We start from the raw sequence: 11,567 nt of genomic DNA on the forward strand, positions 1-11,567 counted from the left end.
CGCTCAGACTCATGCCCGGGGCCGACGTCCCTGTGAAGCCAGGGCGTGCCGGAGGTATGTGTGGACCTGCGCCCGACGCATCTTGGTTATGCCTATCAGGATCTACTCACCGCGCTGCGTCTGGTGGATCTGACGGTGGGACGTGCGAGGTCGGTGCTCGTCGACACGAAGATGTTCGCTGGGGACCGGTTCGACGACATCACCTGCGAGTGGGCCGACGGCAGCCGTGAGCGGCTGCAGATCAAGCACACGACTCACGATCGCACGTTGTCGCTGAAGAGTTTCACCAAGGACCAGCGCGGCCTGCAACTGGATCTGCTGTTCGCCTCCGTCAGTCAAGATCTGCAGACGGATCCCCGTACCTCGCACCGCCTCGTGGTACGCGACACGGAACCGGATGACCCTGATCTATCCCAAGTTCTGCAGCCTCTCAGCGGGAGCAGCGACCCGGGTCCAGCGCTGTTGGGGCTCAGCAGCAGGCGCTTCCGATTCAGCCCCACTGCACTGCGGGAACGCGAGCCGTGGCGGTCGATGCTCGTCGACATGGACGATGACGTGCTCCGCAGCGCATGCGCCTCTTTGATCGTCGACACGGGTGTACCAGCATGTTCGCTCAACGTTCGCGAGCCAGGGCCGGCCGAGGCTGCATTGCTGCATCGCGTCCGGGACGAACTCGGCGCCGGCCGGCCGCCGAACCGGGATCGTGCACCTGAAGATGTAGCCTTGGCCCTTATCGAGGCAGCTAAAGAGGCCCGTGCCAGAGCGGGAACGGTGGCTCTCGAGAGCTTGTTTCCCCGGATGGCTTTGAGAGTCGACTTCGGGGCGGCTCAGGAAGGGCACCCTGTGGACCGTGCCGCGGAGGTGACCCGTCCGACGGTTCTTACGCGCATGATGGCCGCCCTCGAGAGTGCGGCTCGCTCGGGCGGTGTCGTCGTTGTCACCGGTGGTCCTGGCGTCGGTAAGTCCTGGTTGTGCGAGCAGCTCGGTGATGCGCTCGGGGACACCTGGGTCGCTGCGAGGCATCACTGCTGGCTCGGAAGTGATGACGAGCGGCTTCGTGATCGTGTCCTGACCGAAGTGGTGATCGGCAGTCTTCTGCAGCAGTTGCAGACAGCGGTCCCAGAGGCTGTGGCGCAGATCAGACCACGCTACGCGGCCACCTCCGAGACGCTCTCGGCGGCAGTTACAGCCGTGCGTAGCCTGGTTCCGGATCAGCCGGTGGCGCTGATCGTGGACGGTCTCGACCATGTCAGCCGGGTCCTCGGGAGCATCACCGGCAGCGCGTTTCAGCAGCAGTCGGACCCGGCCGCCTCCTTGGTGGAGGAACTCGCTGCCCTCAGCCTGCCTCCAGGTGTCGTCCTGGTCCTTGCCAGCCAGCCTGGCCTCCATCTTCAAGCCCTGGGCGCCCATGCGGAACACCTGACGGTCCCTGCTCTTGATCGTGGAGAGCTGTATGCGCTGGCGGATCGGCTGGGTGTCTTGTCGGCCCTGGCGGAATCGGGCTCAGAACAGCCATCCGCTGACCTTGCAGAGGCCGCTGTCGGGCTGATCGATGAGCGCTCACGGGGAAATGCCCTCTATGCCACGTACCTATGCCGACAGGCGGTGGGACCGACACCCGTCGTGGCATCGCTGTCGGCACGAGACGTTGCTGAGGACCCTCTGGAGCGTCTGCGCGCGGTCCCTTCCTCAGCACAAGACCTTGACGACTACTACGACTACCTTCTCAAAGGCCTTACCAGCGAACAGCGGCAGGCCGTCAGCATGCTTGCCATCTGCGACTTCGCCGTCACCGCGCAGGAGCTTGGAGAGATCTTCCCGCTGCCCGGTCCGATGCTCGGCGCTGCGCTGACGAGTGTGGCACCGATTGTCGCGCAGCAGCCGGGCATTGGCGGGCTGAAGATCCACCATGAGAGTTTCAGCCGCTTCATCCGGAAGATCGACAGCAACCAGGGATGGGTCGATCTCGTTAGGAAACAGGCTGCCGCTTGGCTCACCAGGCGTGGGTTCTTCACAGACCCGCGGGCATTTCGGCACCTGCCGGAGCTTCTGTCCGCCCTGGGCCACGACGAAGAGCTGGCCTCTCACATCGGACCAGATTTCCTCTCCCGAGCGATTGCCGGTCTGCAGCCCCCGCAGGCCATCGTCCACACCTTGACCGTGGCCGCGCAGCGAGCGGCAGTCCGGAGCGACTGGTCCACACTGGTGCGCTGCGTCGAACTCAGCCGGGCCCGGGTGACCTACGAGCAAGAGGGCCTGCCGGGCTCCCTCGTGCCGTACGCCGACGTCCTGGTGACACTGTGTGGAGCCGACCGGGTGGCAGCGAGCCTGATGTACGAGGGCGAGCGCACCATGATGGCGCGATGGGGCCTGCCGCTGTGCGCGGCTGTCGATCGTGCTGGCTTGGCCGCACCGTGGGAGACGTACCTGGCGGCCTGGGACGAGGAACGCGACGACAATGTCCGTTACGGCTCTGACATTGACGACGCTGTGTTCCTCGCGGAGCTGCGTGGACGGATCAGGCAGCCACGCAGGAACATCGACGGTGATGCCGCGCCGCGTCCTGTCGCGCAGAGAGTGGCACAGTTCTTTGACCAGGAGAATCTGCCGGCTGTTGAGCGTGCGCTGGGCGTAGTGCTGGAGTGTTTGGGGCACGAGGCTCTGATGGCGAGCGTGGAGCTCATTGAGCGTGCCGACCGGCGTGTGGCTGTTCTGCTGTGTCTCGCCGACGCGCGGGCCGACGCTGCAGGAGAGCTGCCTTCGGCACGCATGCTGGCCGCAGCGGCTTGGGCGAGTGGGCCGTGCGACCCGCGGCGTCTGCTCCGTCACGGCGTGCCCGCGGAGGATCTAGTGCATGACGTTTTCTCTGGCGGCATCACCGATGATCTTGAAAAGGCGACGCGGGAGGTGCTGGTAGACCGGGCAGGCGACCTGCCGGCTCCGGTGAACAGGTGGCTCTCGCTGCTTGCCGTGGCTCATGTCTGCGACCGGCAGGCCGCGGCCCGATTGGTTCCGCTCTTTGAGGGCGTTGGTTTCTACCGCGCGTGGCTGCGCTTTACCGTGGCGACCCTGGGCCTGCGCCACGACGTCGAAGCTGGCGTCATCCCAGCCGAGACGGCTTCTTTGACCGCCCGTGTGGCACTTGAGCATCTGGCCCAGCACAATCAGCCGTTCGCGGGCCAGCCCAAGGCAAGCGATCTCGGCGGCATCCACAGACTGGTGCGGGAGGTACTGCACGATGCCGTCGTCGTGCTCCAGGACCAGGACGTGGCGCCGGGCATCGCAGCCTTGCAAGCCATCAGCCACGGAACCACCACATCCCTCATGGGCATGGCCGGGAGCGGGCCCCTCATCACGACGGAACTGGTGTCCCTGCTCGCCGCGAGCGTCGGTCGGGTTGGAGCCGGTATCGTGCGTGAACTTATGGCTACCCTGCGCGCAGCACAAGCAGGCCGCCGGGCGTTGTATGCGGAAGACGCGGACTTCGAGCTGGAAATGGCCCGCGTGAGTCTCGCCTGCGGCGATCTGCCAGCAGCGCAGGAGTGCTGGGACCGCGCCGCCCGGTTCATGGGCGCATATGGCGGCCACAAGGACGCCACCATCAGCGAGCTGCTCGATCCATTGACCGTGCTATTCCAGGCCGAACCTGCTCGGGCCCGTGAGAGGCTCGCCCGCTCGCAGCCTCTCACCTACCTCGTCTCCCAGCACACCAACGGACGAGGCACCAGTGGAATTCCCCATACATGGTGGGGCCTGCTGGCCCGCTTGGATCCGCAGGCCGCCGCACAACTGGGAGCCCGTGTTCTACTGACCGAGCCCGGCCTACCCGACGCCCGAGTGGAAGAATCCCATCACCAGCTGCTCGCCACACAGGTCGACACAGCCGACCCCGTGATCCTGGCCACGCTGAGGATCGCTGCCGGCCACGCGGGCCAGAGCCTCGACACCGACATCGCTCTTCTCCACAGACTTGCGAACCTACCCCGCGACGATGCGGCACGGGCACAGCGACTGCTGCCGGTACTAGCCAACGCGATCACCGCCACCTACGACGACCAGAGCATGGTCTCCACCTCTCGCAGTGTCGGAGACCCACCATCCACGGCACTGTCCGCGGCAGCGCAGCAGTGCGGCGGTGAAGGTGGTCCGCTGTGGTCACCGAAGCAGGCCACGACCAAGACTTCTCGCAATTGGTACGGTCCCGAAGGGCGCTATGCCACAGACGCCTACCTGCACGCGCAACAGCGCCCCACACTGCCAGGAGGTGCTGCCGGCGCCTTGGTCGCAGTACGTGACTACGACGACAAGCCATACAAAGCACCTCCCGGCCCCCGGTGGTCGGCAGACGCCCTCGCCAATACAGTCGGATGGAGGCTCCTGGAGATCGCCGACCGACACGGCACCGATGCGGCGACCCGACTGCTGCACCGGCTTGCCGACGACACGAGTGTGTACAAGCCGCGTGAGCTTCTGGCCGATATCGCCACCGGCCTCTGCCTGCGCCAAGAGGCTGCCCCCGACACCCTCGGCACGCTCGCCGCTACGGCTGGCGCGCTCGCCTTCACCACGATGCGGGGAGGAGGCGGATGGCGCTCGTTCGCGGGCAAAGACAGGCTCGAGCTATGGCAGCAAGCCCACAGGGCGGATCCCACCACCGCAGTCAGCCTGCTCGCCAACCAAGTGGCACGCGCCGTGGCCAGCGCCTCATACGACCGGACGATTGGTGTCAGCCAGGCCCTGGTCTCCGCCTTCGCCGCACAGGCCCCGCTCGACCGGACGCCAGGCGCCGACGCGCTCTCCTGCTGGGACGCAGCCTATGAAGTGATCGCCCACCGCCTACCCGGCGACGCCCGTCTCGATGACGGCGTCTATCAGCCGAGCCCGGAACCGACCGCACAGCAAAACATCGACACCGCGCTGTGCACGCTTGCCCTGGCCACCCTTGCTCTACCCGAACGCGGCGACAAACGCCGCGCCTTGATCGCGGCAACTGTGTTGCTGGCGAGCCGCCCCGGTCAAGCCCAGACCGCAATCGCGAACGTGCTTTCCTTCTCCCTCGGTGCCGGGCCACTAACCTGGCTCCTGTCCGTTCTGTGTGACCACTTGCCACCGGACCCCCTGGACGCAGCACTCCTCGACCGACTCGTTGCCTTGTGTACCAGTGACATGCTGTCCGTCCGGGCCGAAGCCGCTGCGATCCTTACGCGTGCCGGGCATCAGCCTCCTCCGCCCCCCGCAACACCGGCCCACCCGACACTCACACGTGCCGTAAGTGCGGTCTTTTCTCGTAGGGAAGGCACGCCATGACGAACTTCCAAGAGGCAGCGACCGAGATCGTCGATCATCATCTGGCGACCCGTCTGATCTCCGCGGGTGATCCTCCAGGACTGCACGAGACCGTTGTCGACCTCGTCACCGAGGCATTCCCCCAGCACGTTGAAGCGCTGATGGGGCACCAGCTGGACTCGCTCACCCATCCGAGTGGGACTCAATGGCCCGATGCCTACCTTGCTGACGAAAGTGCTGCCGAAGACGCACTTCAGCAAGCTGCGGCCGGGCTGCGCGTCGCGCTTGCCCAAGCCGGACAGATGAGCGGTAATGCGCAGATCTTCGAACGCAAGACTGCCGCGCGACTACGCGACGATCCACGAGCGGCGCTGCGCGCGGAGCTGGCCCGCGTGCCGCGGCCCCTCACTCGCCCGCAGATTCTGGAGTGGTCACTCGACCCTGCCCCCTGGTACACAGAAAGCCGCAGCGAACCTGGCGTCTGGCCACCTGTGGGATTCGAGTCAGTTTCCGGTCAACGACGGTTGCCGGACGGCGTCGAGGCACTCCCTCGTGTGAGCAGCGGCCCCCACGAGGGATGGGTACAAATCGGTTTCACCGAACGGCAACTCACCCCTGCACGCCGGTATCCAGATGAGCCCGCCCGCCAGATACAGATCATCGTCGGACTGGAGGCTGGCGGCAGTGATACGCCGGCCAGCCCCCTGCCCCTCGCTAAAGCTCCCTGGCAATTGTGGACGCGCCCGCTGCGGCATCTGGCGCCTCACCTTGTCGACACGGGCGCGGCAATAAGGCATATCAGCACCACAGACCAACACTTCGTGGCTCTGACCGATGCCAGCACCACCACGCTAGTCAACGCGCCCCTTCCCTCATACGGCCTGGGGCTACCTCACTTTGTCCTCGCACCGGCTGTCAGCGTCATCGCTGCCCTCGGCCTCGAACCTACAGAAGGAGTCTGTGGTTTCAGCCTCAACGACGCGCAAGGAGAAGCACTGGTCGGTCGTCAGTGGCGAGGCCACCTTGTCCACGACGGGAACTACAGCCCTCTGCTGCCCGCGATCGAGGGGGCAGATCTGCTGATCCGACCCGACTTGTTTACCCACCTTCACAACATCGTTGGCGCCGCTCGCTGTCACGTCGGTCTCAGAGTGGTTCTCAAGCCAACAGAGCAGCTCAGCGCCATCGCCGACGAGGACGATCGAAACCACTGATAACGTCGGCGGTGAAGGTGGTCTTCGTGGCCTGGGTGCCGCACCTCGGACGCCTGTATTAGCAGCCCATGGTGCACCAGAATGCCTGGCGAGCCTCGGGTACTGCTGCGGCTTCGAAATGGTGCTGTGCCAGAATCTGACGATCAAGGATGCCGGGGCCATCCGGTCTCACTTCCGCCATCCGGTAGGTGAAGCTCACTACTCGTTCAACGCCGAGTCGAGGTGTTCCTGCACCGGCTCGAACAGGCCGTACGGGACATACTGCGGGATCTCTGCATGGGCGACCCACGCCAGCTCGGCGAGCTCGTCGGTGTCCGCCACGTGCGCATTACCGCCGACCGCCTCGCAGGCGGTATACGACATCTGTCGGCCGGTGGCCGGGTGGATCCGCTCGCCGAGCAGCTTCACCGCTTTCACGGCAAGCCCCGTTTCCTCCTGGGTCTCCCGTACGGCGGCGTCCTCGAGGGCTTCGTTGGGCTCGACCTCGCCGGCCGGGAACTGCCAGGAGAGCTGGCCCTCGCTGACGCGCCGCCGGACCATCAGCACGCGGCCTTCGTGCACCACGATGGCCGCGGCGATGCCCGGTCGCTCCTCAGCGCTTTGCTGCGTCACGTCTACTCCTCCAGGGGGCCGGGATGGGCCGGAAGGTCGTATCGACGCCCAGTGGGCCAGTCAGCGGAAGAGCGGGATGCAGTCAGGCAGCCCGGCTATTCCGACAGGCACCACGCTGGCGTAGCCCTGCCAATCGGCCGCCTCTATGACCTCCTCGTGGGCGTCGTAGGGGCGGCCGTTGACGGAGATCCGGTGGACGCCGTTTGGGCGGTAGCCGAACTTTCGGGACACCGCTCGGGAGGCGGCGTTGTCGGCGAAGGCGGTGGAGGTGACGCGGGCGGCGCCGAGGCCGTCGAAGGCGAGGGCCAGGGCTGCGGCGCGCATCTGGGTGCCGTAGCCCTGGCCTTGGAAGCGGCGGCCGAGCCAGAAGCCGGTGCGGGCTTCGCCGGTGGTGGCGAAGTCCCGGGCGGAGAGGTTCTGCTGGCCGATGACCTGGCCGTCGTGGAAGACGGCCAGGAGGAGCCGCCAGTTCTCGCGGGTCCAGTCGCCTCGCGCCCACCAGTGGTTCTGTACGACGTTCCTGGCCCGCTCGGCCGGCGGGGCGGAGGCCCAGGGCTGCGGGAAATACACAGCGCCGTCGGGGACGACCCCGTCGGCGGCCACCTGGGCGAGCGCATCGAGATCGTCGTCCGAAGGGAGTCGCAGCACGAGGTCGGCAGTGGTGAGCCGGAGGGCGGTGAGGGGCCAGTGGCGCATGCGTGGGCTCCGAGGGTTCAGGGTCCGTCGAGTCCGAAGACGGTGCCGAACGGGTCGATGAGCTGGCAGATGCGCCGGCCGGGCTCCACGTCGAGGGGGCCGCGGTGGTGGGTGCAGCCCGCTTCCAGGAGGCGCTTGCGTTCGGTGTCGAGGTCCTCGACGGACCAGTAAGGGACGGTGCTTCGCCCGTGGGCGTTGGCTTTGGGGGACGCCTGGTGGAAGCCGAACTCGAGTCCGTCGAGGTCAAGCCAGGCGTAGACGGCGGTGCCATTGATGTCGAGCTTGACCTCGGCTTCGAAAATGTTGCCCCACCAGCGGGCGGCGGCTTCGGGGTCGTCGACGAAGATCATGACGGTGCGGATACCGCGCACTTGGGATTCTCCTTGCGTCGGGAAGTGGCACGGTACCGCCGGGGTGGTCACTCGTGGGCGCCGTGCAGGGAACGGAGGCCGGTGGCTGCGGCGAACGCCGCCAGGGCGCATATGAGGTCGTGATCGTTCCACTGGGCGCCGAGTTCTCGTGCGTGGTGCAGGTAGGCGTGGCGTACCCAGCGCGGGGACGGGTGCCCTTGCTGGCCCGCCATGTGGGCGAGGGTGATCAGGTCGGGCAGTCCGGTGATGTCCGGGCGGAGGGTTTCCGCGTCGATGAGGGCGAGGTGCCCGTCGGCGCGGCGGCGGACGTGTTCCGGCTTGAGGTCCAGGTGGCCGAGCGGTACGTGGCCGGGTCCGTGGGCGTCGGTGACGAGCTGGAGGAGCCGGCGCCAGTCGTCGGGGCGGGTGATCCAGTCCGGGGACGGGGCGCCCAGGGCGGCTCTGGTGTGCCAGAGGGCCATGGTTTCGGCGACCTCGGGCTGCCAGCGGGCGGACGCGGTGTGGATGCGAGCGACCGCCCGGACCAGCTCGTCGAAGGCGTCGGCGCCCGAGAGGGTGACCTCCTCGCCGAGGTGGTCGACCAGCAGCGTGCGCGACGTATCGCAGGCACGGTGGAGGTCCGGCAGGACGTTCTCGTCGGCCAGGAGTTCGTAGGCGAGGACTTCGCCGAGGTAGCCGGCCTCGTCCGCGTGCCGCTTCAGGACCCGGCGGGGAGGGGCGCCGAGGGCGAAGACGGCTGTGCGGTAGCGGGCGGTCAGGCAGCGCACCGGTCCCGGCTCGCCCGCGTGGTGGCGCGCGAGGATCACGTACGCCTGGCGCTCGGCTGTGGCGTGGTCGGTGGTGAGCGGGTTGGCCAGCCACCCGTCGGGCCGCGTGCGGGCGGCGCCGTCCAGCGGCCCGGCGGGGGCGGTGCTCATGCCGCGGGCTCCTGGGGGATGCCCAGGGTGGCCAGGCTGTGGGCGTAGCAGCGGGCGGCGAGGTCGGGCCGCTGGTGCTCGCCGTAGATCGCGAAGAGGGCATAGACCGGGGAGTCGAGGTTCTCGCCGATGTGCCAGCCCTGGTACGAGCCGCCGACGACGTCCCAGATCTGGGCGCGGCCGAGGAAGACGGCGGCGAAGTCCTGGAAGTAGATCTCGATGCCGAAGGGGTGGGCGGCCATGGCCTCTTCCCGGCTGGTCGTGGCGATCTTGTCCCAGGTGGGGCCGGTGATGTTCCAGGCGTACGAGTCGATCTCGCCGGGGCGGCCGGGCGGGTCGAGGAGGCGCAGGATCGCGCGGTGCGCTCCGAGAGGGCCGGCGAGGTAGTCGTGGATGCTGGTGGCCAGGGCGCCGGTACGGGTGGCGATCAGCTCCCGGGCGAGCCGGGGAAGCTCTTCGGCCACCAGGGCGTCGGCCTTCTCCCACTCCTCCTTGGCCAGGGCCGGGGTGACCGGGGTCGGCTCGACGTGCTGCGGGGAGTCGAGGAAGTTGGCGAGTGCGGCGAGCGCGGACTTCTCCGCCACGGGGTCGGGGGTGACCCAGGGGACGCGGGAGGTGGTGACAGGGCCGTCGCCCGACGGGACGGTGAGGCGGTCGCCGGGGCGGGGGCCGTGGACGCGGAAGAGGTGCTGGAGCTCGTTCGCGGTCGCGGCCAGGGCCTTGTGGTCGGCATAGAGGAACGGGCCGTGGGGGCTGCGGGGCGCGGTGAAGCCATTGCCGCACAAGGCGACGTCCCGTACGCCGTCCAGGGGCTTGAGGTAGTCGATGAGCAGGCCGTTGAGGATCTGGAGGCCGGTGGTGCGGTTGCGGGGTCCGTCCATGCCGGGCAGCAGGTTGTTGTCCGCGCCGAGGGCCCCGTACGGGACGGTCTGGGCGTTGTTGGAGACCACGGCGAGCCGGGGCGGGGTGAGGGTGCCCTGGGCCAGCTGCTCGATGTAGAGGTCGGAGACGTCGGCGTCGACGCCGATGAACACGTCGTTGCCGGTGGTGCCGGACAGGCGAACCAGGGGCTGGGAGACGCGCTTCTCCCAGAAGAGGGTGCGGGCGCCGGCGGGGTAGAGGGTGATCTCGATGTCGCCGACGTTCAGCGGCTGGGTGTGGTCCACGCGGTGCACGGTGAAGCCCAGGGCCTCGATGGCGTCGGTGACGGCGGCCGGGGTGGTGGTGCCGGTGTAGACGGGCACCGTGCGGGCGAGGAGGTCGAGGGAGGGGAGGTGGAAGTGGTCCAGGTGCTCGTGGCTGAGGATCACCGCGTTCGGGCCGGGCATGCCCTGGGTGTCCACGGTGCGGGGCGGCCAGATCTCGAACTCCAGGCTCCCGGCGCCGAAGGCGGGCGCGAGGATCGGGTCGAGGAGGACGGAGGAGAGGCCGTCGGTGATGTGCCAGGTCTGGTGGCCGAGGAAAGTCAGTTCCAGGCCGACGGGGGCTGCTGCCATGACGAACTCCTTTGCGCGGTCGGGAAGGGTGCGGGGGTGGCGCGGAGGGGGACAGCGGACGTCCCCCTCCGCGCCTGTGTGCGGACCGGCAGGGCCTACCGGTGGTAGGTGGTCGGGGAGTTGTGGGTGGTGCCGGTGGCGGCGAACGCCGTCACGCGCTGCTGGAGCCGGCGGACCGCCTCCGCGGTCACGGGCGTACTCGGCTTCGTCTGGGGCTTGGGTCGGTTCATGACGTGCCTCCATCACTTCGGTTTCTCGACGGTGCGGATGCAGCCGCCGTGCCCCGCCGCTGCAAGCGGCGGGTGGTCAGTGTTCGGTGGCGGACAGGAGACTGCCGACGACGGCACTGCAGAGGATCACGTAAACGATCACGGCGATCCGCTGCCGCACTGCGTCACCACCAGGTCGGGTCCTGCGGGGCCCGGTCGGTGGCGCTGATATTCCGCGACACCTGGCGTTCGACCAGCAGGACTCGACAGACGCGGGCGAGAGCCCGCATGTGAATCCAGGCCCCGAGCCGCCCATGACCGGGTCCGTGCGACAGGAGGAGCCCGGCATCCGTACAGGCTTGGCTGCCACCGCCCCGCTCGCAGAGCAGGAGCTAGAGGTAGCCGTGCAGAAGGGCTGTGGCCTCCCGTACGTCGCCGCCCTGTATCCGGTAGGTGTTGGGCGTGAGGACACGGACGCACAGGGTGCGCATGGTGGCCGCGGGTACCGGTGCCGGGGTGGCGGGCTTGGTCGTCATGCCGGGTGTCCCGCAGCCGCCTCCCGCATCCCGATCGCCCGATCCATCTGCGCGTACAGGACCTCCAGCTCGGCGGGGGCGAGGACCAGGGTCGTGGTCTCGGTGGTGCCGTCGAGTCGGTGCAGCGCGATCGGCAGCGTGGCCTGCTGCTCGCCGTGGTTGTACGTGATGTCGCGCCGGACCGTAGTTGCGTGGGTGATCACGAGGGCTCTCCCGGGGGCTGTCTGAGC

11 protein-coding genes are annotated in these 11,567 nt (G+C 68.0%); 2 read left to right on the plus strand and 9 right to left on the minus strand.

All coding sequences use genetic code 11. From position 1 onward, the window contains the following. The first annotated feature begins 60 nt into the window (after positions 1-60). Together ACPU2J_RS29170 and ACPU2J_RS29175 are read left to right on the plus strand one after the other, a co-directional pair. Entirely contained in the window at positions 61-5,307 is a 5,247-nt protein-coding gene (locus ACPU2J_RS29170; RefSeq protein WP_423834346.1) for an AAA family ATPase, read from the plus strand. Continuing rightward, complete coding sequence (locus ACPU2J_RS29175; RefSeq protein WP_423834347.1) at positions 5,304-6,500, plus strand: hypothetical protein; 1,197 nt, start codon at positions 5,304-5,306, stop codon at positions 6,498-6,500. Before ACPU2J_RS29170 ends, ACPU2J_RS29175 begins: the two co-directional genes overlap by 4 nt. Positions 6,501-6,698: 198 nt before the next feature. Here ACPU2J_RS29175 and ACPU2J_RS29180 read toward each other — a convergent pair whose 3' ends face one another. The 9 genes from ACPU2J_RS29180 to ACPU2J_RS29220 all read right to left on the minus strand — a co-directional run bounded on the left by ACPU2J_RS29180 (position 6,699) and on the right by ACPU2J_RS29220 (position 11,540). Next, positions 6,699-7,112 (minus strand): NUDIX hydrolase, encoded by a 414-nt coding sequence (locus tag ACPU2J_RS29180; protein WP_423834348.1) that lies wholly within the window; start codon positions 7,110-7,112, stop codon positions 6,699-6,701. A gap of 60 nt (positions 7,113-7,172) precedes the next feature. Then, positions 7,173-7,808: a GNAT family N-acetyltransferase gene (locus tag ACPU2J_RS29185; RefSeq protein ID WP_423834349.1), complete on the minus strand. Its 636-nt coding sequence runs from the start codon at positions 7,806-7,808 to the stop codon at positions 7,173-7,175. A gap of 17 nt (positions 7,809-7,825) precedes the next feature. Further along, a complete protein-coding gene (locus ACPU2J_RS29190) occupies positions 7,826-8,179 on the minus strand; it encodes a VOC family protein (RefSeq protein ID WP_423834350.1) in 354 nt (117 codons plus the stop codon). A 47-nt stretch (positions 8,180-8,226) separates the two neighbouring features. Next, positions 8,227-9,096, minus strand: coding sequence for a hypothetical protein (locus ACPU2J_RS29195; protein ID WP_423834351.1), 870 nt, complete (start codon positions 9,094-9,096; stop codon positions 8,227-8,229). Then, the gene (locus ACPU2J_RS29200) at positions 9,093-10,592 is read right to left on the minus strand and encodes an MBL fold metallo-hydrolase (protein ID WP_423834352.1); all 1,500 of its coding nucleotides are present in this window, start codon (positions 10,590-10,592) and stop codon (positions 9,093-9,095) included. The genes ACPU2J_RS29195 and ACPU2J_RS29200 overlap by 4 nt, the downstream gene beginning before the upstream one ends. Before the next feature lie 95 nt (positions 10,593-10,687). Continuing rightward, positions 10,688-10,822 (minus strand): hypothetical protein, encoded by a 135-nt coding sequence (locus ACPU2J_RS29205; protein WP_281277923.1) that lies wholly within the window; start codon positions 10,820-10,822, stop codon positions 10,688-10,690. Between the two features lie 164 nt (positions 10,823-10,986). Beyond that, complete coding sequence (locus ACPU2J_RS29210) at positions 10,987-11,190, minus strand: DUF6415 family natural product biosynthesis protein (RefSeq protein WP_423835019.1); 204 nt, start codon at positions 11,188-11,190, stop codon at positions 10,987-10,989. Positions 11,191-11,193: 3 nt separating this feature from the next. Beyond that, positions 11,194-11,337, minus strand: a complete 144-nt coding sequence (locus ACPU2J_RS29215; protein ID WP_423834353.1) for a hypothetical protein — start codon at positions 11,335-11,337, stop codon at positions 11,194-11,196. Then, a complete protein-coding gene (locus ACPU2J_RS29220) occupies positions 11,334-11,540 on the minus strand; it encodes a hypothetical protein (protein ID WP_423834354.1) in 207 nt (68 codons plus the stop codon). Before ACPU2J_RS29220 ends, ACPU2J_RS29215 begins: the two co-directional genes overlap by 4 nt. Positions 11,541-11,567: the final 27 nt, after the last annotated feature.

Source organism: Streptomyces manipurensis, assembly GCF_049570255.1.
Classification (GTDB): Bacteria; Actinomycetota; Actinomycetes; order Streptomycetales; family Streptomycetaceae; genus Streptomyces; species Streptomyces manipurensis.